The sequence below is a fragment of the Clostridium sp. LBM24168 genome (assembly GCF_052953915.1).
On record NZ_CP196861.1, the window covers coordinates 2,655,434 to 2,679,109 of the forward strand.

At 33.7% G+C, this 23,676-nt stretch carries 16 protein-coding genes, 2 pseudogenes and 1 riboswitch; of the genes and pseudogenes, 7 read left to right on the forward strand and 11 right to left on the reverse strand.

Annotation, left to right across the window (positions count from 1 at the left end; translation table 11 throughout):
* Positions 1–5 precede the first annotated feature (5 nt).
* On the forward strand, positions 6–2,159 hold the full coding sequence (locus ACSVC9_RS13165) for a glycosyltransferase family 39 protein (protein WP_446897913.1): 2,154 nt from the start codon (positions 6–8) through the stop codon (positions 2,157–2,159).
* 177 nt (positions 2,160–2,336) lie between these two features.
* Positions 2,337–4,049: a methyl-accepting chemotaxis protein gene (locus tag ACSVC9_RS13170; protein ID WP_446897914.1), complete on the forward strand. Its 1,713-nt coding sequence runs from the start codon at positions 2,337–2,339 to the stop codon at positions 4,047–4,049.
* A gap of 14 nt (positions 4,050–4,063) precedes the next feature.
* Here the strand turns inward: ACSVC9_RS13170 and ACSVC9_RS13175 are convergent, their stop codons facing one another.
* The 6 genes from ACSVC9_RS13175 to ACSVC9_RS13200 all read right to left on the reverse strand — a co-directional run bounded on the left by ACSVC9_RS13175 (position 4,064) and on the right by ACSVC9_RS13200 (position 10,251).
* Positions 4,064–5,365 (reverse strand): pyrimidine-nucleoside phosphorylase, encoded by a 1,302-nt coding sequence (locus ACSVC9_RS13175; RefSeq protein WP_446897915.1) that lies wholly within the window; start codon positions 5,363–5,365, stop codon positions 4,064–4,066.
* A gap of 13 nt (positions 5,366–5,378) precedes the next feature.
* Positions 5,379–6,560, reverse strand: a complete 1,182-nt coding sequence (gene deoB, locus ACSVC9_RS13180; protein WP_446897916.1) for a phosphopentomutase — start codon at positions 6,558–6,560, stop codon at positions 5,379–5,381.
* A 32-nt stretch (positions 6,561–6,592) separates the two neighbouring features.
* Positions 6,593–6,991: a cytidine deaminase gene (locus tag ACSVC9_RS13185; protein WP_446897917.1), complete on the reverse strand. Its 399-nt coding sequence runs from the start codon at positions 6,989–6,991 to the stop codon at positions 6,593–6,595.
* Positions 6,992–7,152: 161 nt separating this feature from the next.
* Complete coding sequence (locus ACSVC9_RS13190; RefSeq protein WP_446897918.1) at positions 7,153–8,292, reverse strand: acyl-CoA dehydrogenase family protein; 1,140 nt, start codon at positions 8,290–8,292, stop codon at positions 7,153–7,155.
* A gap of 315 nt (positions 8,293–8,607) precedes the next feature.
* Positions 8,608–9,384 (reverse strand): enoyl-CoA hydratase-related protein, encoded by a 777-nt coding sequence (locus tag ACSVC9_RS13195; protein WP_446897919.1) that lies wholly within the window; start codon positions 9,382–9,384, stop codon positions 8,608–8,610.
* A 453-nt stretch (positions 9,385–9,837) separates the two neighbouring features.
* Positions 9,838–10,251: a MarR family winged helix-turn-helix transcriptional regulator gene (locus ACSVC9_RS13200; protein WP_446897920.1), complete on the reverse strand. Its 414-nt coding sequence runs from the start codon at positions 10,249–10,251 to the stop codon at positions 9,838–9,840.
* A gap of 557 nt (positions 10,252–10,808) precedes the next feature.
* Here ACSVC9_RS13200 and ACSVC9_RS13205 point away from each other — a divergent pair.
* Positions 10,809–12,203, forward strand: coding sequence for a GntP family permease (locus ACSVC9_RS13205; RefSeq protein ID WP_446897921.1), 1,395 nt, complete (start codon positions 10,809–10,811; stop codon positions 12,201–12,203).
* A gap of 296 nt (positions 12,204–12,499) precedes the next feature.
* Here ACSVC9_RS13205 and ACSVC9_RS13210 read toward each other — a convergent pair whose 3' ends face one another.
* From ACSVC9_RS13210 to ACSVC9_RS13220, 3 genes are all read right to left on the reverse strand, one after another.
* Positions 12,500–13,639, reverse strand: coding sequence for an acyl-CoA dehydrogenase family protein (locus ACSVC9_RS13210; protein WP_446899862.1), 1,140 nt, complete (start codon positions 13,637–13,639; stop codon positions 12,500–12,502).
* Positions 13,640–13,913: 274 nt separating this feature from the next.
* The gene (locus ACSVC9_RS13215; protein WP_446899863.1) at positions 13,914–14,864 is read right to left on the reverse strand and encodes a sigma-54 interaction domain-containing protein; all 951 of its coding nucleotides are present in this window, start codon (positions 14,862–14,864) and stop codon (positions 13,914–13,916) included.
* Positions 14,840–15,355 (reverse strand): PAS domain-containing protein, encoded by a 516-nt coding sequence (locus tag ACSVC9_RS13220; protein ID WP_446897922.1) that lies wholly within the window; start codon positions 15,353–15,355, stop codon positions 14,840–14,842. The genes ACSVC9_RS13215 and ACSVC9_RS13220 overlap by 25 nt, the downstream gene beginning before the upstream one ends.
* 657 nt (positions 15,356–16,012) lie before the next feature.
* On the opposite strand from ACSVC9_RS13220, the gene ACSVC9_RS13225 reads away from it, so the two are divergent.
* Positions 16,013–16,903, forward strand: coding sequence for a MaoC/PaaZ C-terminal domain-containing protein (locus ACSVC9_RS13225; RefSeq protein WP_446897923.1), 891 nt, complete (start codon positions 16,013–16,015; stop codon positions 16,901–16,903).
* Between the two features lie 39 nt (positions 16,904–16,942).
* Positions 16,943–18,338 (forward strand): annotated as a pseudogene (locus ACSVC9_RS13230) (GntP family permease).
* A 258-nt stretch (positions 18,339–18,596) separates the two neighbouring features.
* On the opposite strand, the gene ACSVC9_RS13235 reads toward ACSVC9_RS13230, so the two are convergent.
* The gene (locus tag ACSVC9_RS13235) at positions 18,597–19,880 is read right to left on the reverse strand and encodes an O-acetylhomoserine aminocarboxypropyltransferase/cysteine synthase family protein (protein WP_446897924.1); all 1,284 of its coding nucleotides are present in this window, start codon (positions 19,878–19,880) and stop codon (positions 18,597–18,599) included.
* A gap of 228 nt (positions 19,881–20,108) precedes the next feature.
* Positions 20,109–20,214, reverse strand: a riboswitch (SAM riboswitch).
* 226 nt (positions 20,215–20,440) lie between these two features.
* A pseudogene (locus ACSVC9_RS13240) lies at positions 20,441–20,797 on the reverse strand (PTS glucitol/sorbitol transporter subunit IIA).
* Positions 20,798–21,216: 419 nt separating this feature from the next.
* Here ACSVC9_RS13240 and nifH point away from each other — a divergent pair.
* Together nifH and anfD are read left to right on the forward strand one after the other, a co-directional pair.
* Entirely contained in the window at positions 21,217–22,044 is an 828-nt protein-coding gene (gene nifH / locus ACSVC9_RS13245) for a nitrogenase iron protein (protein WP_446897925.1), read from the forward strand.
* A gap of 33 nt (positions 22,045–22,077) precedes the next feature.
* Entirely contained in the window at positions 22,078–23,670 is a 1,593-nt protein-coding gene (gene anfD / locus ACSVC9_RS13250) for a nitrogenase iron-iron protein, alpha chain (protein WP_446897926.1), read from the forward strand.
* Positions 23,671–23,676 lie beyond the last annotated feature (6 nt).

The window sequence follows — 23,676 nt, forward strand, 5'->3', positions numbered from 1 at the left end:
AATTTATGAAGAGGATAAAATTTATAAGGGAAAATATTATAATATTACCAATACTATTGTTATCTGCAGTACTTAATTTTGCAAATTTATCCATAGAGAATTATGGAAATGAATATTATGCTTCCGGGGTAAAGAGCATGCTCATGAACTTTAAGAACTTTTTCTTCGTATCTTTTGACCCTGCGGGTTTTGTATCTATAGATAAACCGCCTCTTGGATTTTGGATACAGACCATATTTGCAAAAATATTTGGATTCAGCGGAATCAGCATAATTCTTCCCCAGGCACTTGCTGGAGTTATATCAGTTGGGATATTATACTATATGGTTAAAAGATCCTTTGGAACTGCTGCCGGAATAATATCCGCCCTATGCCTTGCTGTAACACCCGTTTTTGTTGCTGCAAGCAGGAATAATACTGTAGATAATCTTTTGGTTATGACTTTACTGTTTGCATGCATGTTTTTATCCAAAGCAGCAGAAAAAGGCAAATTCAAGTATTTGATAATAAGTCTTGTGCTTGTAGGCATAGGATTCAATATAAAAATGCTGGAAGCCTATATGGTAGGTCCTGCTATATATATAACTTATTTAATATCATCAGCTGCACCTGTAAAGAAAAGGATACTTCATTTGATAGCAGGAACAGTTATACTTGCTGTTGTATCACTGTCCTGGGCTTTTGTAGTTGATCTGGTACCATCACAAAATAGGCCTTTCGTGGGCAGCAGTTCAAACAATACTGTGATGGAGCTAATATTCGGCCATAATGGCCTTCAACGACTGAGCAGTTCAAATGGAGGAATGGGGCCTGGTGGAGCACCAGGGAGAGGCCATGGAAGTTCTGACAATGGAAAATTTAGAAACTTCGAAAAGCCAGCATCTAACGGTAATAGCAATAATTCAGGTAACGGTCCATCCCAATTCTCACAAAATATGCAGCCTCCTAATAGTGTGCAGGGATTTCCAGGACAAAATTCTGATTCTGGCTCCAAAAGCGGTGCCCAGAATAGATCTTTTAAGGGTCAGGGTGGACCTGGTGGGTCTGCAGGTCTTTCTGGAACTTTCGGAGGGCAAACACCAGCGGGTATTACAAGATTGTTCTCCAAAAATGTTTTATCTGATCAGATAGTTTGGTTTATTCCATTGGCCTTTTTAGGATTTATAGCTTCATTAATGTTAGAAAAATTTCGTTTGCCACTAAACAGCAGGAAAAAACTTGATCTGGCATTATGGATTTTATGGCTGCTGCCTGAATTCATATATTTCAGCTATACAACTGGATTATTCCATCCTTATTATCTAACTATGATGGCTCCTCCAATTGCAGCACTGTCAGGAATTGGAATAACATCAATGTGGAAACTGTACAAAAACGGAGGCATAAAAGCGTGGCTGCTTCCTCTAAGTTTTATTATAGAAGGTATTGTACACCTTGTTATGCTTTCATACTTCACAAGCAGTATATCTTCTACAATAAGAACAATAATTACAGCTGCCGTAGTACTGTGCTTTATTTCTTCTGCACTGCTTATAATATTGAAACTGATAAAGAAAGAAATCTTTACTAAAATACTTACTGCATTTGCCCTTGCAGGAATTCTGATAACACCTGCCATAGGGTCTTCAGCTGCTATAAATCATGCAGTCAGCGGAACAATACCTGCAGCCGGGCTTGAACTTCTGTCAAGCGGCAATTCTCAAAATCCTATGATGGGCCGAAATGACAGAGGAATAAACAATAGTAGGAACGGCAAACTTATAAAATTTCTCGAGACTAATGCTTCCAATGTAAAATATGCCCTTGTTGTATCCAGTTCAAATACAGCTCAAAGCATAATACTTGAAAGTGGTCAGAGTGTAATGGCACTTGGTGGATTCTCGGGTTCTGACAAAATATTAACCTTAAGCCAGTTTAAAGGGCTTGTTAAAAAAGGTGAAGTCAGATACGTTCTCTCAGGAGGAATGGGAGGAAGAGAATCAAATGATATTATGTCCTGGATTCAGAAAAATGGCAAAAAGGTTTCTCAAAGTGAATGGAGTGAGACATCAAACAATTCAACTAATACCAACAATAGTAAGTCAGAAATGAACGAATTTGACGGAGGTATAGGAATGGAATCCCAAACACTATATGATTTAAAGGGTATTATAAAATAATAAAAAACTACAATGTCTACTTGCAAGTAGACATTGTAGTTTTTTATTATTATTTACGACATCGTTAATATTTGATATAATTACATTTATACTATTGGTAATTATTATCAATAAATATGCATAAATTTGTTTATATATACAATTATATGACAAAATTGTAGAATGGATGTGGTATTATTGAAATTTTTAACAAATATAAAAGTACGGACAAAATTATTGGTTTCCTTTATTATAGTAGCCTTATTAATTGCAATTGTAGGATTTATAGGATCAAAATCCTTGAAAATATCTGATGATAATTCAAGAAATCTATATAAAAATAATTTGCAGGATATACATATGCTCACTGATCTAGGTAAGAAGACATCTGAAATAGAGAGAGATCTTCTTCAATTGATATATATAAAGGACAATACAAAAAAACAACTACTGGAAGATAAAATTCAACAAAATGAAATTCAGAATGATACATATATCTCAAATTTAGAAAAATCATCCATAAATAAAGATGGGGAAAAATTATGGTACATATTTAAAAATAACTTTTCCGAATACAGAACAGCAAGAGATAGTATAGTACAATCTACACAAAATGGGAATTATCAAGATGCAATACAACAATATAGAGCCGTCTCTGTAACAAGAGAATATATGTTATCCTCTCTAGATAAGCTTATAAAAAGTAATTTAGATTCTGCAAAATCCGCCAATAATAACAATCATGTCATATATTTAGGTTCAAAAACAATAATGTTTATTATAACTATTATTGGATTTATAATTGCTTTATTTTTCGGTTTCTTGATATCAAATGACATCAACATGCTTCTTACTAAAATGATGAATTTGGCGAAAGATTTATCTGACCTCAACTTAACAAGTAAGTTTGTGGTTTTGAGAAAAGATGAATTCGGTAAAACTGCTCTAGAACTTGGAAAAGCTAAAGACAACTTAAAGACAATTTGTACGACAATAATAAAATCTTCAAAAGATATTAATAGTTCTTGTAATGAATTATCATCTACTTCCAAAAAGTTATATCTTAAAACTGATGACATAAAAAATGCAGTTGAAACAATATCTTCAAATGCGCAAGAATCAAGCGCTTCATCTCAGCAGATAAGTGCTGCAATAGAAGAAATAGATTCAAATATAAATGAATTATCCAATAAAGCTATGGAGGGAAGTATTAATGCTGAAAATTTCAAACAAAAAGCATTTAGTATACAAGAAAAAGGTAAGTCCTCTATAGAAAAAACTAAAAATCTGTACGAAGAAAAGAAAAACAACATATTGGAAGCTATTGAAACTGGAAAAGTAGTAAGTGATATAAAAATTATGGCAGATACTATTTCAAATATATCTGAACAAATAAATCTTCTTTCCTTAAATGCTGCAATAGAAGCAGCAAGAGCCGGTAAAGCAGGTCGTGGATTTTCAGTAGTTGCAGAAGAAGTTAAAAACCTTGCGCAGCAATCTTCTGAAGCTGTAAATAAAATACAAAGCACAACCTTAAAAGTTCATGATGCCTTTAAACAACTTTCAAGTAACAGCAACGAAATTCTTAAATTTATAAATGAAGACGTAAATATTCAGCTTAATGAAATAACTCATATTGGAAATGAATATTTCAATGATTCAAGTTTTATAAGTAAAATGTCCAATGAAATAGCTTCAATGTCGGAGGAGCTTGCCTCTACCATAAACGAAATAAATACCTCAATCCAGAATATGTCTGGGAATACACAGCAGTTTTCTAAAAATGCTATAACTATAGCTGACAACATTGAACAAATGATTAAATCTATAAGCCACGTGGAAATAGCTTCAAAAGACCAAGAAAAAAGGGTTTCAGCATTCATCACTATGCTTTCTAAAATAAAAATATGATTAATAAACTCCTTTTATTCTGTAATCATCTTGTGTATCAAGTTTAATTTTTTAGCATAACTTCCAATAAAAATATTTCTGCAAATTATACCTTTTACATCATTTACATTCTCACGGTTTGCATAAATGGTAACAATGGCATCACCCTTTTGGACCCTGTCACCTATTTTCTTGTGCATCACAAGTCCTACTGCAGGGTCAATCTTATCTTCCTTTAATGCTCTACCCGCACCTAAAAGCATTGCTGCAACACCAATTTCATCAGCTGTAATATTGGATATAATTCCACTTTTTTGTGCTAATACATCAGTTTTATATTTTGCCTGAGGTAATTTTGCAGTATTATCTACAATAGATGGATCTCCTCCCTGATCTTTAATAAATATTTTGAATTTTCTCAGAGCTGCTCCTTTTTCTATCGATTCAATAAGTTTTTCTCTGGCCTCTTTTAGTGTACATGCTTTTTTAGCTAATACAACCATCTGGCTCCCAAGAGTTAAAACAAGTTCTGTTAAATCCTCCGGGCCTTTACCTTTCAATGTATCAATGGCCTCTCTTACTTCAAGAGCATTTCCTATTGCAAATCCAAGAGGTTGTGACATATCCGAAATTATGGCTCTAGTATTCCTACCTACACTATTTCCTATTTTAACCATTGCATGTGCCAGGTCTTCAGCATCTCTATCCGTTTTCATGAATGCTCCCGTACCCATTTTAACATCTAATACTATGGCATCAGCTCCTGCTGCAATCTTTTTACTCATAATAGAACTAGCTATCAAGGGTATGGAATTTACTGTTCCGGTTACATCCCTAAGTGCATACAATTTTCTATCTGCAGGGGTAATATTTCCTGTCTGTGCCATAACAGAAATTTTATTCTTATTAACCAATTTAACGAACTTGTCTTTTGTAATCCCAACATTGAATCCGTAGATGGATTCAAGTTTATCAATGGTTCCTCCGGTATGCCCAAGACCCCTCCCGGACATTTTGGCAACAGGTATTCCCAAAGAAGCAACAAGGGGTGCAAGCACAAGAGTTGTAGTATCTCCAACACCACCGGTGGAATGTTTATCTACTTTTATTCCGTCAATTGACGACAGATCGACTTTTTCTCCAGAATTTGCCATTGCAATAGTGAGATCTGACATTTCACGATCATTCATGTTCTGAAAATATATTGCCATTGCAAGAGCACTTGCCTGATAGTCAGGAACCTTTCCTCCAGTATAGCCTTCTATAAAAAAGTTTATCTCTTCTGTACTCAACTCATTTCCATCACGTTTTTTTGAAATTATATCCACCATTCTCATCTGTATTTTCTCCTCATATCAATTTCTTTAAAAAACTTTTACCATGTTCGGGCATCTCCACAGCAAAATTATCTGCAATCGTTGCACCAATATCTGAAAATGTTTTTCGAACGCCTAGATCCCCTCCCTTTCTAAATCTCATTGAATAAGCAAGTAATGGCACAAATTCCCTAGTATGATCTGTCCCCATGTATGTCGGATCATTCCCATGGTCTGCCGTAATCAGCAATAGATCATCTCTACTCATATTTTCAAATACTTCTGGAAGCCTTTTATCAAATGCCTCAAGTGCATTTCCATAACCAATTGGGTCACGTCGATGTCCATAAGCTGAATCAAAATCAACTAGATTGGTAAAACTAATACCATGGAATTTTTCATTCAATAATCCTATAAACTTATCCATTCCATCCATATTTGACTTTGTCCTAATAGACCTTGTAATACCTTCTCCATCAAAAATATCTACAATCTTTCCAATTGAAATACAATCAAAATTATTCTGTTTCAAATAATTCATTATAGTTTTTCCAAAAGGTTTTAAGGCATAGTCATGACGGTTTGAAGTTCTTCTAAATGTATCTGAAGTTCTTCCTATAAACGGTCTTGCAATAATTCTTCCCAATTTATACGGCTCATCAAGTGTAATACTGCGACAGTATTTACATATTTCATACAATTCATTCAGTGATATAATCTCTTCATTTGCAGCAATTTGAAGCACAGAGTCTGCAGAGGTATAAACAATAAGATCACCTGTCTTAATCTGTCGTTCTCCAAGTTCTTTTATTATTTCAGTTCCACTTGCGGGTTTGTTTCCTATAATATTTCTTCCAGAAAATCTTTCTATTTTATCAATCAATTCATGTGGAAATCCATTTGGAAATACGTGAAAAGGCCTATCAACATATAATCCCATCATTTCCCAATGTCCTGTCATCGTATCCTTACCCCTTGATGCCTCCTGCATCTTTCCAAAATATGATTTAGGATTATCGACCTTTTGCACACCTTTAATTCCACAGATATTAGATAATCCAAGCCACCCCATATTCGGCATATTCAATCCATTTTTTTTCTCAGCTGTATGCACTAGCGTATTGACTCCAAAATCACCAAAATCATGTGAATCTGGTGCTTCTCCAATGCCAACAGAATCCATAACTATAACATGTACTCTCTCAAATGGTTTCATCAATAATTCCTTCTTTCATACCTTCATAGCAACTATTTTAAAAGATCTTCCTTAGTAAAAGCCCCTGGCAGAATTTCACCCATTGTTTTAATAATGTATTCATTCTCACCTTTACCAAGAATTATTTTTGTATCTTGTGAAGCAAATTCGGATATTACCTGTCTGCAAATACCACAGGGATAAGTATAATCACTGTCTGACCCGACTATTGCAATGGCATCTATAGTTCTATATCCTTCAGATACAGCTTTAAATATAGCAGTTCTCTCTGCACAATTCGTTGCACCGTAGGCTGCATTTTCTATATTACAACCTGTATATATCTTTCCATCTCCAGTAAGCACTGCTGCTCCAACTCTAAAATTAGAATAAGGTGCATAAGCATTTTCTCTCACTTGTAAGGCTTTAGAAATTAATATGTTATAATCCATACTAGTGTACATTCCTTTCTATTCTCTTTACAAATATTATATATTTCTTTCAATAAATCTTCCAGTAAAATTACCTGATAAGAAAAAATACCCCAAGATGATCTAATATCATTTTGGGGTAAAACCTTACATATTTATTTAGATAATTCCGACATATAAAATTATCTAAATAATTGTCCGCTTATTATGAGTTTCTGTATTTCATTTGTTCCCTCATATATCTGAGTTATCTTGGCATCTCTCATCATTCTCTCAACTTCATATTCTCTCATGTATCCATTTCCACCAAATAACTGAACTGCTTCAGTTGTTACATGCATAGCTGCATTTGTACATGCAATCTTTGCCTTAGCTGCAGGTACACCATATGGTCTTCCCTCTTGCTTGTCTATAGCTGCCTTATAGAGCATATATTTAGCCTGCTCTATTTCAAGATCTAACTCTGCCATCTTGAATGCAAGATACTGCTGTTTGAACAGCGGTTTTCCAAATTGCACTCTTTCTTTCATATATTGTTTTGCAAGCTCAAAGGCTCCTTCTGCTATTCCAAGTCCCTGTGCTGCTACTCCTATTCTTCCTCCATCAAGTGTAGCGAGAGCTATTTTAAGTCCCTTTCCCTCTTCAGATACTAGATTTTCTGCAGGTACCTTGCAGTTTTCAAACAATAACTCTGATACTTGAGCTGACTTTATTCCGCATTTGTCCTCAATCTTTCCTATTGAAAATCCAGGATATCCTTTTTCAACTATAAATGCTGACGACCCTTTAGGTCCTTTACTCTTGTCAGTTATTGCAAATACTAAAAATGTCTCTGAAAGAGGTCCATTTGTTATAAAGCATTTAGTGCCGTTCAATATATAATAATCACCTTTTCTATCAGCTGTTGTTACTGCTGCAGATGCATCTGAACCCGCTCCAGGTTCTGTCATTCCAAAAGATCCAAATTTCTTGCCTGTCAATAAATCTGGAAGATATTTTTTCTTCTGTTCCTCCGATGCATTATTGATTATTCCACCTGCACAAAGTGATGTCGTAACTGAATATGCTATTCCCATAGAAGCATGTACCTTCGATACCTCTTCCACTGCAATTGCATAAGACAGATAATCTGCTCCATAACCACCATATTCTTTTGGATAAGGAAGCCCTATAAATCCTAATTCGCCCATTTTCTTATAGACATCTACAGGGAATTCACCGGTTTTATCATTTTGAATTGCTATTGGTTTCAATTCCTTTTCAGCAAAATCCTTAACCCTTTTCTGTATAAGCTTCTGCTCCTCTGATAATTCAAAATTCATATGTGTTTCCTCCTAAAATTTATAATTTACTCTTATCCTATCAATTATTATAAAAATTTTTTATACACTACCTTAACCTTGTTCATCTTAAGTTTAAATTCCATTAGACTAAGTACATTTTTAATATTCACTCCGGAGTTATTTAAGTAAGATATAATCCGTGAAATTAAATTTTTTGGATGACCTGTCCTCCTTAAAATCGCTTTTCAACGCTATTACAAGTACCTTAAAGTGTAAGCTCATTATATGCATTATCAATGATCAAGTCTCCATTATTAACCAAGGAAATTGCTTCAGATACTACAGATACATTATTTAACAATCCTTAAAATTGGCTTTTCTCTTTTCCAGGAAAGCACCCATACCCTCTTTTTGATCTTCAGTAGAAAAACATAATCCAAATGAATTTGCTTCATATTTAAGTCCAGACTCTAGATCTACATCCAATCCATTGTTTATAGAAGCTTTGGCCAATCTAACTCCCCATGGTGACTTACTCATTACTTTTTTAGCAAATTCTTCTGATTTTTGTATCAGCTCATCAGGTTCATATACCTTATTTGCAAGTCCTATGCGATATGCTTCCTGAGCATCTATCATATCAGTAGAAAATATTAATTCTTTAGCTATACCTTTTCCTACTAATCTAGGAAGCCTCTGGGTACCACCAAAACTTGGTAGTATACCTAAATTAACTTCTGGTTGTCCAAATTTAGCTTTTTTAGAAGCAAATCTTACATCGCAAGCCATTGCAAGTTCGCATCCTCCACCAAGCGCATAGCCATTAACTGCTGCTATAACAACTTGTGGTAAATTTTCTATTTCCGAGAATACATTTTGCGCAAGTCTTGAAAAGTTTGTTGCTTCTATTGAATTAAGTTTGCTCATTTGTGCTATATCTGCTCCTGCTACAAAGGACTTTTCTCCAGCTCCAGTTATTATTACTACTTTAATATCCTGTTTTTTAGATATTTCATCAACAACTGAACCTAGCTCTGTTAAAGTTGCACTATTCAAAGCATTAAGTGCCTTTGGTCGATTGATAGTAACATACGCTATACCATTTTCTTCCTTTGAAATGATATTTTCCATTACATTACCCCCATTTTATGCCATTAATATGGCAATTATTTTATTGATCTAACAAATTTTGGTTGTGTTAACGTTTAATTTAATTTTACTTGTATACAAATTATTTGTCAACAAGTATTTTGAAATTTAAAAAATAATAAATTAACAGAATATAGTGACTATAAATTTTAGTCCTGTATATTTATATTACCGTAATAATACATATATGATAGTAATTAACTATCATACTTTTCCAAACTATATCTTAATAAAAAATGGATTTTATACAATCAGATGTGGTTCATTTTGACTAGTTAGATAAATAACAAGTTTATTTCTATAGGTAAGAAAATAATATATAAATTTTAACTTATTAAGCAATAAATGGGAATAAGCAATTCAGTTTTACTTACTTAAAAACCTAAAAACTTAAAAGAACTTGGATATTAATATTTATAACTCCATTTTCAAAATTTAACGTTTAGCAATTAACCTCAAGAATTTTTTAAATTGCTTTTGATCTTTTTCTGAAAATACACCAATCATATTCTCGTTAACTCTATTTGCTATTTCTTCTACTGGTTTTTGCAATTTAAGCCCTTTCTCTGTAATAATAACTTTAAGTGTCCTTCTATCTTCAGGATTTTCAGCTCTTTTTAAAAGCTTTTTATTCTCCATTCTGTCAAGTATTCCTGTAATAGTAGATCCATCTAATCCCAAAACATCGGCTATTTGTTTAGGCGTTTGACCATTCTTAGTCCAAAGGCACTTTAATATTCCATATTGAACTGGAGTAACATCAAATTTTGCAAGATCTGACTTCAAACATTGGAATACATTATGCTGTGCTTTTGTTAATAAAAAATTTATGCATTCGTTTAATTCCATAGTAGCTACCTCTCATTTAGTTAATATTTATTATTATATTTAAACTAAAATTATTTGTCAATAAACGAATAACATAGTTTTAAATATAACTGACACATAAATAGATAAATATCGCTATTATTCTAATTATACTAGTAATTATATTTTTTATTATCAATATTTAATAATTATTTTAAATATGATTTAAACTATATTTCCAGACTACTCTATAATATGATAATTCTACTTGTATACAAAATATTTGTTGACAAATATTTTATATACAAGTAGAATTAGGTTATAACTATCAATCAAACTTGAAATTTAATACTTAAAAGTTATTTCAAAAGATACTAATAGTCTTACATTTGTTAAAGATTCCACAAAATAGTCCAGATATAAAAAATACAATATTTAAAAAAATATTAAACAACCAAGTCTAATTATTACAAATTTAGAATATCTATTATTAGTATTCTATAACCTAACTCTAAAACCTAAATTCAGATGCTATTGTTAAAAGTCATAATAGTTTTTTAACTATAAAAATAAATATAATAACATGGAGGTTTTTAAAGATGGCAGTTTTAGGAATTTTCTTAAGTTTAGGTCTGTTGATTTTCATGGCCTACAAGGGTTACTCGGTTATTTTATTTGCCCCTATCTTTGCACTGTTGGCAGCTATTTTCTCTGGATTTTCTATAATGCCGACATACACGGAAATATTTCTTCCGAACCTGGCAAACTATGTGAAAAACTTTTTCCCATTCTTCCTGCTGGGTGCTGTATTTGGAAAAGTTATGGAGCAATCCGGTGCAGCAAAGTCTATTGCTAAATTTATTATAGAAAAACTAGGGGAAAAAAATGCAATGTTTTCTGTTGCCATGTCTACAGCCATACTTACTTATGGCGGCGTAAGCATGTTTGTCGTAGCTTTTGCGGTATATCCATTTGCAGCTTCCATTTTTAAACAGGCTGATATTCCAAAACGTCTTATTCCCGTGACAATTGGTGTAGGGTGTTTAACTTTTACTATGGATGCTCTTCCAGGAACTCCGCAAATTCAAAATTCCATTCCAATGAAATTTTTTAACACAGATCTTTACTCTGCACCTGTATTTGGTATACTGGGAAGTATAATTTTACTTGTCGGCGGACTGACTTATATAGAATGGAGAAGGCGTTCACTTAAAGCAGTGGGAGAAGGTTACGGTACAAATCACATTAATGAACCCGTTAATGTATCAGATGAAAACTTGCCAAGCCCTGCTCTGGCAATACTCCCATTAGTTACAGTACTTGTATTATCCCTGGTTTTACAGAAATTAATTTTTCCCCACTGGGATATTGCTTCATGGGTAACCCAAGCACCTTACAATATTGATAAAAATAGTGTCATTGGTTCAATGAACAACTGGGCACTTATTATCTCACTCGTAGTAGGCGTCATTATGGCCTTACTTATTAACCCAAAAGCTTTAAAAGGTAATGTGAGTCAGGGTCTCAGTGCCGGTGCAATTGGTTCTCTATTGGCAGTTATGAATACAGCTTCTGAAGTTGGTTATGGCAATGTTATAAAAACACTTCCGGGTTTCAGCGGTATAGCCAATGCTTTAATAAACATAAACCCTAATGGTACTCCATTATTATCTGAAGCAGTTACTGTAAACGTTATGGCCGGAGTTACCGGATCAGCCTCCGGTGGAATGAGTATTGCACTTGATATGTTCCATACAAAATATCTAGATTGGGCTGCAAATACCGGTATATCTCCTGAATTACTCCACCGTGTTGCCGCTATGGCTGCAGGAGGAATGGATACATTACCCCACAACGGTGCAGTAATCACCCTTTTGGCTATTACAGGTCTAACACACAAGCAATCATATAAGGATATATTTGTCCTGACCATGTTTAAAACAGCAACCTGTTTCTTTCTTGTATTTTTGCAGAGTATATTCCACTTTATATAATTCTCTATATAATAACGAGCAATAATTTTCTAAATATTATGATTAATCAATCTATAGTTAATACGGGAATTATCCTAAATTCAGAATAATTACAATCTCTTCGGAAGGATATTCCTGTACAATTTCTTTTATAATTATCATATCAATAAGTTAAATATTATACCTAATCTACATTTTGTAATAATTCTATTTTATGTAATAAATAATTGAAAGAGGGACATATTCTCCACCATTATCCAATTCTGGAGCAATAGTCCCTTTATGTGTGAACTATGAATATACTATCTTAGATATTTTCACTTAAAAATTTCTCCACTGATAATTAATCTTTGAATTTCATTTGTACCTTCATAAATCTGAGTTATCTTGGCATCTCTAAACATTCTTTCCACATCTTGTTCTCTCATATAGCCAGCACCACCCATATTCTGAATACATTCAACAGTTACTTTCATGGCTAAATTTGTACAAACAAGTTTTGCCTTAGCAGCTGAAATTGCATAATTCATGCCTTGCTGCTGTTCCCATGTTGCTTTATAGAGAAGCAGCCTTGCCATATCTATCTGTGTTTCTAAGTCTGCCATTTTAAATGCTAAATATTGATTTTTGCAGATAGGTCTTCCAAATTGTTTTCTAGTTTTCATATATTCTCTCGCAATATCAAAAGCACTCTGGGCAAGACCTAAGCCTTGAGCAGCTACACCAAGACGTCCTGCATTTAGAGTTGTCAATGCATACTTAAATCCTTTACCTTCTTCTCCTATCATACTATCAGCTGGAACTATGCAATTTTCAAAAATTAATTCTGTTACTTTTGCACTTTTAATGCCACATTTGTTTTCTATATGACCAATACGGATACCTGGTGTAGTCTTCAGATCGACAAGAAAAGCTGTTAGCCCTTTTGAACCCTTAGATAAATTTGTATTAGCAATAAGAAAACAATAATCTGCGATAGATCCATTAGTAATGAAATGTTTAACACCATTAATTACAAATTGATCTCCTTCTCTTACTGCAGTTGTTTTTGCGGAACCGGCATCAGATCCTGCATCAGGTTCAGTTAATGCAAAACACCCCAAAGCATCTCCGTTAAATACTCTGGGAAGGCAATGCATTTTTTGTTCTTCATTGGCAAAAAGCATTATCCCAGCCGTAAAAGTTGTAGAAATAGAATAAGTAATACCAAAAGCTGAATCCACTTTGCATAATTCCTCTACTGTAAGAATATACGAAAGATAGTCTAGATCTTGTCCACCATACTGCTTAGGAAATTGAAGTCCAATTAGTCCTGCATTTCCAAGTTTCTTAAGAATATCCATAGGAAATTCTTCAGTTATGTCCCTTTCCTGTACTCCTGGCAGAAGTTCATTCTTTGCAAACTCTCTCGCTGCCTGCTGAATTAAAAGCTGCTTTTCTGTTAAAGTAAAATTAATCATGATAATTATTTTCCCTCCCATTTGCTTTCTACGATTATTTGATAAACTCTAAGTATTTTTATTTTCTCATATTATAAACAGCAATTTCCATGCCAGCTATAAAACTCGCGTAAAGAACCTAAAGTAATTATAATAGAATATATTTTTAAAAATTATTTGTATCAAATATTCATATTTGTGTCGTTTTTTCAATTTTATCAACATTGAAACTAAATAGGTTACCGCTTCTAAATATAAAACGATAACCTACTAAAAATACAATGTTAAAATATCAATGACATAAATATCCGTATTTAGAATTGTCAATATTCTTTTGTATAACTATGTTGAGGCGTTTCATTTTTTTATATAATAGACTACGTTCTACTCCCAGCTCCTTAGCAGCTTCTGTCACATTTTGGTGATTTTGTTGCAATGCTTCTACAATAAGGGATGCTTCATAATTGTTTAATAAATCATTTAAGGTTTTATTCTTTTTAGCTTCACTTGATATTCTACTAATATCAGAAGTAGCAATTTTTGAAGGTAGATCTGATAAACCGATAATTATACTATTACAGGAAGCATAAGCACTTGAAATTACATTCTGTAATTCACGAACATTGCCAGGCCAATTGTATTTGGTAAGACATTTTTTAACAGAGCCCGTTAATACAATCGATGTTTTGAACTTTTTATTTAATTCTGCAAGATAATAATTGGTATAAAGAAGAATATCATTCCTGTGATCGCGTAAAGGGACAGTTTCTATATTTATAACTGCTAGTCTATAATATAGGTCTTCACGGAATTTACCATCTTTAATCATTTGATAAAGGTTTTGCCTTGTTGCAGAAATAATACGCACATCTATAGGTATAGGGTGCATACTTCCGATAGGTTCAACTTCTTTTTCCTGTAATACCCTCAGTAATTTCACCTGTAAAGGCAATGGCATATCTCCAATTTCATCTAAAAATATAGTTCCTGAATTGGCTAATTGAAATTTCCCTACTTTTCCACCCTTTTTAGCTCCAGTAAATGCCCCTTCCTCATAGCCAAAAAGTTCAGATTCCATCAGCCCAGATGGTATGGCACCACAATTAATGCATATTAAAGGTTTATCCCGACGTGGGCTTTCTAAATGTATAGCCTTTGCAATCAGTTCTTTTCCAGTACCAGTTTCTCCTGTAATAAGAATCGAGAAATCAGTTTTAGCTACCTTAATGCCTTTTTTTTCAATTCAATAATCTTAGTATCGTTTCCAACAATATTATCAAATCCACTGGATTTATCCATATATTCATGATATTTAGATTCATAATAGTCCATCTCAGCTAGCATTACCTCATGGGCTATGTCCAGAGATCTATCTCTAAATTTCATTTGGGCCATAGCACCTATAACATTATCTCTTTCATCAAATATACAAAAACGATTACCTACACAATATGTTTCATTTTCATCTCGCGTTTCACCTTTAGAATATGGTTGCATATATACTCTCTCGCTTCCATCACCCTGATAGCATTGGTTTAAAACATCATACATAGAAGTAGTAGAAATTACTTCTCCGATTGGCTTACCTATCACATCTTCTTGTTTTCTTGCAAGAAAATTGCAGTATTGCTCATTAATATCAGTAATAATACCTTTATCATCAACTACTATAAAACCATCTTCAGACTTTTTTAATAATTGTTTAAAAAATAATTTATATTTATGATCAGTCATTATATTTACTCCCCTTCCTCACAAATAATAATTCACAATATATAAATGATTAGATTCTTTTAGTTTGCTAGATAACAATAATTATAAAGTCATCACTTTATGATATGATATTTTTGCTAAAATCCAAAAATATCAGTAAAGGATGACTAGATTATGATTACATCATTAAATATTGGCAATAAAAATATTTTCTATAAATCTGTAACAATTAGATTTGATTCTTCAGTAATTTGAAAGAAGATGAAATATACTGGTTAAAAATTCACACAGTACCTTATCATAATCGTTAACAAAAGATAAGCTAGTTATATTTATTAAAATAATATTTTAAATGCTATCTATTTATTTTAGTAATAACTATAATCTAATTTTACTTATATAAATTACAGTTGTCAATAAATATAATTTATACTATTTTAATCCATAATATGAAAAATGTATGATAAAAAAGCAATAAAAATATTATTGGAAAAAAACACACACATTTTAATTTATGACACAAGAATACCTCTATCTAAATACATTTGTAAGCAAAAAATAAATGTAAAACAAGAACCCTAATACAAATTTTATATATTATAAATAGTTTTTATAATTGGCATGATCTTTGCTCTATATTTAAGTAAAAATATTATATTTTAAGAAAGGAAGAAAATTATGGGAAAAATTAATTTTAATCTGGAAGAAATGTTAGTTGGTAAAAAAATGGAGCCTCGTTATATGGAATATAGTTGGCGTGATATTGCTCTATATGCATTAGCTGTAGGTGCCCATAGAGATGATCTAATTTACACATATGAGAAGTGTCTTAAGGCTATTCCAACTTATGGTACTGTTCCTTACTGGGGAACGCAGAATGTTAGACCATATCAGTGGATGCCGCTTCCTGCTTCTATGCTTGCTGAAGAAATCATAAAACCAAGCATTTCATTTTTAAACATGGATCATGAAATTATCATGCATCGCCCTATCGATCCTATTAAAGGAACTTTCCAATATCAAGATGTAATCACAGACGTATATGACCGTGGTAAGGATAAAGGTGCAGTAGTAAAAACAAAGCTAGATATTCGTGACGAAGCTGGTAATCTAGTGTGTACTAATTATTCTACAACATTTTTTCACGAAGCTGGAGGATTTGGTGGAAAACCTATGTTAAGCAGTTCAGTAAAAATGCCATATAGAAATCCCGATTATGAAGTTGATGATTATATAAGTCCTGTTCAGAATTTACTATACCGTCTGACTGGTGATACAAATTTAGTTCACGTCGATCCCAAATATGCACAGAAAATGGGTTTCCCAACATCCTTTGTACAGGGATTATGCTCTTTTGGATTCTCATGCCGAATGGCTATTTCTGTACTTTGTCCCGATGAACCTGATCGCATGACACGTATGACAGCACAGATGAGAAATGTACTTTATCCAGATACACCGGTTAAGCTGCTTATTTGGAAAATTGGAGCAGGTATTGCATATTTTCGTTTTATAGACGTAAAGAGCGGCAAACCGATTCTTGACCGTGGTGTATTTGAGTGGAAATAAAATTATCAAAAAGTTATTTATATTATGGAGGTTTTTAAAATGGCAGTTTTAGGAATTTTATTGAGTTTAGGTCTGTTGATTTTCATGGCCTACAAGGGTTACTCGGTTATTTTATTTGCCCCTATCTTTGCACTGTTGGCAGCTATTTTCTCTGGATTTTCTATAATGCCGACATACACGGAAATATTTCTTCCGAACCTGGCAAACTATGTGAAAAACTTTTTCCCATTCTTCCTGCTGGGTGCTGTATTTGGAAAAGTTATGGAGCAATCCGGTGCGGCAAAGTCTATTGCTGAATTTATTATAGAAAAACTAGGGGAAAAAAATGCAATGTTTTCTGTTGCCATGTCTACAGCCATACTTACTTATGGCGGCGTAAGCACATTTGTCGTAGCTTTTGCGGTATATCCATTTGCAGCTTCCATTTTTAAACAGGCTAATATTCCAAAACGTCTCATTCCCGTAACAATCGGTTTAGGGTGTTTAACTTTTACTATGGATGCTCTTCCAGGAACTCCGCAAATTCAAAATTCCATTCCAATGAAATTTTTTAACACAGATCTTTACTCTGCACCTGTATTTGGTATACTGGGAAGTATAATTTTACTTGTCGGCGGACTGACTTATATAGAATGGAGAAGGCGTTCACTTAAAGCAGTGGGAGAAGGTTACGGTACAAATCACATTAATGAACCCGTTAATGTATCAGATGAAAACTTGCCAAGCCCTGCTCTGGCAATACTCCCATTAGTTACAGTACTTGTATTATCCCTGGTTTTACAGAAATTAATTTTTCCCCACTGGGATATTGCTTCATGGGTAACCCAAGCACCTTACAATATTGATAAAAATAGTGTCATTGGTTCAATGAACAACTGGGCACTTATTATCTCACTCGTAGTAGGCGTCATTATGGCCTTACTTATTAACCCAAAAGCTTTAAAAGGTAATGTGAGTCAGGGTCTCAGTGCCGGTGCAATTGGTTCTCTATTGGCAGTTATGAATACAGCTTCTGAAGTTGGTTATGGCAATGTTATAAAAACACTTCCGGGTTTCAGCGGTATAGCCAATGCTTTAATAAACATAAACCCTAATGGTACTCCATTATTATCTGAAGCAGTTACTGTAAACGTTATGGCCGGAGTTACCGGATCAGCCTCCGGTGGAATGAGTATTGCACTTGATATGTTCCATACAAAATATCTAGATTGGGCTGCAAATACCGGTATATCTCCTGAATTACTCCACCGTGTTGCCGCTATGGCTGCAAGGAGGAATGGATACATTACCCCACAACGGTGCAGTAATCACCCTTTTGGCTATTACAGGTCTAACACACAAGCAATCATATAAGGATATATTCGTCCTGACCATGTTTAAAACAGCAACCTGTTTCTTTCTTGTATTTTTACAGAGTATATTCCACTTTATATAATTCCCTATATAATAACGAGCAAAATATAGTTAATACGGGAATATCCTGAATTCAGAATAATTACAATCTTTTCGGAAGGATATTCCTGCATAATTTCTTTTATAAATTTGAGAAACACTTTTGAATCCTTTTATTTCTATGTGAAATTATTATAGAAAAGAAATCACTTCTAAAAATATAAAAAGTCAAGTTTCTTCGACATTAACTATATAATATTGAAGAAACTTAACTTTCACATTCTCTATTAGTTATATCCTATCAAATTTTAGCAAGTGCCTGATCCAAATCATATATAATATCGTCAATACTCTCTACACCTATTGAAAGTCTTATAAGATCTGGAGTTATTCCAGCAGCTCTTTGTTGTTCCTCATTTAACTCAGCATGTGTAGTACTAGAAGGATGTATTACAAGAGATTTTGCATCTGCTACATTTGCAAGCAATGAAAATAATTTAACACTATTTATAAATTTCTTTCCTGCTTCAAGTCCTCCCTTTATTCCAAATGTAAATATGGAACCTGCACCTTTTGGAAGATATTTCTTTGCCAAATCGTGATATGGACTACTTTCAAGTTCAGGATAGTTTACCCATGAAACTTTTGGATGCTTACTTAAAAATTCAACTACCTTTCTTGTATTTTCTACATGCCTTTCCACCCTAAGTGAAAGTGATTCCAATCCTAAGAGAAAATAAAATGCACTCTGCGGGCTTAATGTTGCTCCCGTATTTCTAAGAAGCTGAACCCTAGCTTTTAAAGCAAAGGCAATTGGTCCCTGATCTGCATAAACAAGTCCATTATAACTTTCATCTGGTGTAGTAAAATCAGGAAATTTTCCACTTGCTGCCCAGTCAAATTTTCCCCCATCTACTATAACTCCACCAATAGTTGTCCCATGTCCACCAATGAATTTTGTTGCTGAATGCACAACTACATCTGCACCATATTCTATTGGTCTTACAAGATATGGAGTACCAAAAGTATTATCTATTATAAGTGGTATCTTATTCTCATGAGCTATATTTGCTACAGCTTCTATATCCAATACATTAATCTTTGGATTTCCTAATGTCTCAGCATAAACTGCCTTTGTCCTATCTGTAATAGCCCTTCTAATATTTTCAGGATCATCAGGATCAACAAATGTTACATCGATTCCTAATTTCTTTAATGTTACTGAAAATAATTCATATGTGCCACCATAAAGTGTACTAGCAGAAACTATATTATCTCCTGAATTTGCCACATTTAATATTGAATACAGTATTGCCGCCAACCCTGATGAGGTTGCAAGTCCTGCACTTCCTCCTTCAAGTGCTGCTATTCTCTGTTCAAATACATCTTCTGTTGGATTCATTATTCTAGCATAAACATTGCCTGGTTTTTTCAACTGAAAAAAATCTGCTGCCTCATCTGCATTTTTAAAAACAAAAGATGTAGTCTGATAAATTGGAACTGCCCTTGCTCCTGTTGTTGGATCTGGAACCTGTCCTGCATGTACCTGTAATGTTTCAAACCCTAATTTTCTCTCTTCACTCATTCTTATCTCTCCTCACATTTATATAGTAAAATTATTCTTTTTTATTCTTTTTTGATTCATTATTATAATTATTGTGACTATTATGATTATTCACAACAGCAGCATTTACACATTAACTTCACTACAATCACTTCCAATCCAAATTTAATATTATATTATGCCTTTCTATTAATTAGCTAAATAAAAAACTTCCTACAAGAAACTGTGGGAAGTTATAATCCTTGACGTTTCTCATCTCTCAGGTATTACCTGCTGGAATTAGCACCGTTGAACAAAAATTCATTCAGGTTGCCGGGCATCATAGGGCCAGTCCCTCTGCCTCTCTTGATAAGAAGTTAAATATTCAATTAATTTATATATACTATATAATCTTTTTATTGGTTTGTCAATAGCAAAATTAAAAATTTCTATCCCTAAATATATTGAAAGCTTAAATTATTCTATTTTTATAATTACTTCAGCCTTGATAAAAATACTGCCTATGGCTCTTTCATCAAGAACAAGCATCTCGCTTTCCTTAGTTTTACAGATAAATTTTTTAATAGATAATACATAAATAGTTACTTTGAAAATACTATAATGCCACCAATATTTATTTTAGGTGAAGTAGAGCCTTTTAATGCAATCTGTCCTGGTAAATCCACGTCGTTTCCTGAAAATTCAAGCGTACAATGTCCCATTTATTTCAGAGTATGCATAGCTTCATCTCCTATGCAAGTTATAGTATAAACTTCGTTCCCAAATATAAGTTTATCACCTACAACTATATCTTCTTTAAAATTCTCGATAGTATGAAATATGGAAATTTCAGCCGGTCCTGCCGGAGCATTATTATTAAATATAACAAGACTATTACATGCCTCCAGCAGTTCAAATGCAGAATCACCTATTCCAATAACTTTAGATTTATATTTCATAATAAATATTCCTCCCCAGCATAAAAATTTATATAGCAATAAAAACCTTTTCACAACTTATAAAAGCTTTGTTCTTCAACATAATCATAACACGTACCTTATATGTCCTCATAAATAATATTAGGATAAATATCAATTTGAGTAATATGTGCTGAAATTAAACTCTTTGTATAAATCAATTCCATTTTATTATGTTTTGTACAAAATATTTATAAAATCTTATACGTAGTCAAAGATATTCATGTATAAAATATAATCTTTCCTTGAATAATCATCAATAAATTAAACTTATTTTTTATAAATTAATAAAAAATAGCCATAATATATTGACAATTATTAAACTCTACAATATAATCAAATGAAACAATATAAAACATAACATTCTGGAAAATATTTTGGAAATTAAGGAGGTATTTAAAATGACAAGAAAAATTGCATTTTATGGAAAGGGCGGTATAGGTAAATCAACTACCCAGCAGAACACCGCAGCAGCAATGGCACATTTCTACAATAAAAAAATATTCATACATGGATGTGATCCAAAAGCCGATTCAACACGTATGATTCTAGGTGGAATGAGCCAGAAAACATTAATGGACATGCTTCGTGACGAAGGTGAAGAAAAAATTACAGCCGAAACAATTGTAAAGACAGGATACGGTGATATCAAATGCGTAGAATCAGGCGGTCCTGAACCAGGCGTAGGCTGTGCAGGTCGTGGTGTAATAACAGCAATTGATCTTATGGAAAAAAATGGTGCATATACTGAAGATCTGGATTTCGTATTTTTCGATGTACTTGGTGACGTTGTATGCGGTGGATTTGCAATGCCGCTTCGTGATGGTAAGGCACAGGAAGTGTATATTGTTGCTTCTGGTGAAATGATGGCAATATATGCTGCAAACAACATCTGTAAAGGCCTTGTTAAATATGCAAACAGGAGCGGTGTACGTCTCGGCGGAATCATATGCAACAGCCGTAATGTAGACAGGGAAAGAGAATTCTTGGAAGAATTTACCTCGGCAATCAATACACAGCTTATTCATTTCATGCCGCGTGATAATATCGTACAAAAAGCAGAATTCAATAAAAAAACAGTTATCGAATTTGATGACAAATGCAATCAGTCAAAAGAGTATGGAGAACTTGCACGCAAAATTATAGAAAATAAAATGTTCACCATTCCTACGCCTCTTGAAATGCCACAGCTTGAAGCCATGGTCGTGAAATACGGTATCGGCGATTAAGAAAATATATCAAAATAAGGGGAGGAATTAATTATGCCATATCATTTGTTTAAATGCAGTGAATGTATTCCAGACAGGAAACAGCATGTAGTTGAAAAAGGAAAAGATGAAAAATTGACAGATGCACTTCCACTCGGATATTTGAACACAATTCCAGGCACTCTTTCAGAAAGAGGCTGCGTATATTGCGGTGCAAAACATGTTATAGGCACTCCGATGAAGGATGTAATTCACATGAGTCACGGACCTATAGGCTGCACTTACGATACCTGGCAGACCAAACGTTATATAAGTGACAATGACAATTTCCAGATCAAATATACTTTTGCTACAGATGTAAAAGAAAAAAATATAGTATTTGGAGCTACAAAATTGCTGAAGGAAAATATTATTGAAGCTTTCAAGGCATTTCCAAAAATAAAGAGAATGACTATTTACCAAACCTGCGGTACCGCTCTTATAGGAGACGATATAGAGGCTGTTGCAAAAGAGGTAATGAATGAAATGCCGGACGTGGATATATTCGTGTGCAATGCTCCCGGTTTCGCCGGTCCAAGCCAGTCTGGAGGCCATCACAAAATAAATATAGCATGGGTTAACAACAAAGTAGGTACTCATGAACCTAAAATAACCAGTGACTATACAATAAACTATGTAGGTGAATACAATATCCAGGGTGATCAGGAGGTTATGCAGGACTATTTCAAGAGAATGGGAATACAGGTGCTTTCAACCTTTACAGGTAATGGTTCCTATGACGACTTAAGGGGCATGCATCTAGCAAAACTGAATGTACTTGAATGTGCACGTTCTGCCGAATATATCTGCAACGAATTGAGAAAGCAGTATGGAATTCCGCGTATGGATATAGACGGATTTGGATTTGGACCATTGTCTGCATCACTAAAGAAAATCGGACTGTTTTTTGGAATTGAAGACAGAGCCCAAGCCATAATAGATGAAGAAACTGCCAGATGGAAACCTGAACTTGACTGGTACAAGGAACGTCTAAAAGGCAAAAAGGTGTGCCTGTGGCCGGGTGGATCAAAGCTATGGCACTGGGCACATGTAATACATGAAGAAATGGGAGTTGAAGTTGTTTCCGTATATACAAAATTCGGTCATCAGGGTGATATGGAAAAGGGTATATCAAGATGCGACTGTCAGGGAGCGCTTGCCATAGATGACCCTAATGAGCTTGAATCTCTTGAAGCTATGAAAACACTTAAACCTGATGTAATCTTTACAGGCAAAAGGCCGGGTGAATATGCAAAGAAAATTGGTGTTCCGTATATAAACGCACATGCATACCATAATGGTCCATATAAGGGATTTGAAGGATGGGTCAGATTTGCGCGTGATATATACGATGCAATTTATTCACCGGTTCATCAGCTTGCATTTGTAGATATAACAAGAGATGAAATACCTGAAGAGAGAAGGTTTATAACTGCAAAGATGAAATCCGATGAAAATCTGAGCCAGGAAATAACAGCTTCATCAACGCTTAGAGAGTATACCGGAGAATATGATAGTGTTTCTTCACTGCGAAATAAAACAGATGATGATTATCCTTATTTAAAGGAACAAAAAGAAAAGCGCAAAGAAGTCAGCAGGGCATTATAGTGGAGG

What these genes read in the sequence shown, in the direction of transcription:
- ACSVC9_RS13190 (WP_446897918.1), bottom strand. Translation starts at nt 8,292, where the DNA reads ATGAATTTTGAATTATCAGAGGAGCAGAAGCTTATACAGAAAAGGGTT.
- ACSVC9_RS13200 (WP_446897920.1), bottom strand. Translation starts at nt 10,251, where the DNA reads ATGGAATTAAACGAATGCATAAATTTTTTATTAACAAAAGCACAGCAT.
- ACSVC9_RS13185 (WP_446897917.1), bottom strand. Translation starts at nt 6,991, where the DNA reads ATGGATTATAACATATTAATTTCTAAAGCCTTACAAGTGAGAGAAAAT.
- deoB (WP_446897916.1), bottom strand. Translation starts at nt 6,560, where the DNA reads ATGAAACCATTTGAGAGAGTACATGTTATAGTTATGGATTCTGTTGGC.
- ACSVC9_RS13235 (WP_446897924.1), bottom strand. Translation starts at nt 19,880, where the DNA reads ATGAGTGAAGAGAGAAAATTAGGGTTTGAAACATTACAGGTACATGCA.
- ACSVC9_RS13220 (WP_446897922.1), bottom strand. Translation starts at nt 15,355, where the DNA reads ATGACTGATCATAAATATAAATTATTTTTTAAACAATTATTAAAAAAG.
- ACSVC9_RS13205 (WP_446897921.1), top strand. Translation starts at nt 10,809, where the DNA reads ATGGCAGTTTTAGGAATTTTCTTAAGTTTAGGTCTGTTGATTTTCATG.
- nifH (WP_446897925.1), top strand. Translation starts at nt 21,217, where the DNA reads ATGACAAGAAAAATTGCATTTTATGGAAAGGGCGGTATAGGTAAATCA.
- ACSVC9_RS13195 (WP_446897919.1), bottom strand. Translation starts at nt 9,384, where the DNA reads ATGGAAAATATCATTTCAAAGGAAGAAAATGGTATAGCGTATGTTACT.
- ACSVC9_RS13225 (WP_446897923.1), top strand. Translation starts at nt 16,013, where the DNA reads ATGGGAAAAATTAATTTTAATCTGGAAGAAATGTTAGTTGGTAAAAAA.
- ACSVC9_RS13165 (WP_446897913.1), top strand. Translation starts at nt 6, where the DNA reads ATGAAGAGGATAAAATTTATAAGGGAAAATATTATAATATTACCAATA.
- anfD (WP_446897926.1), top strand. Translation starts at nt 22,078, where the DNA reads ATGCCATATCATTTGTTTAAATGCAGTGAATGTATTCCAGACAGGAAA.
- ACSVC9_RS13175 (WP_446897915.1), bottom strand. Translation starts at nt 5,365, where the DNA reads ATGAGAATGGTGGATATAATTTCAAAAAAACGTGATGGAAATGAGTTG.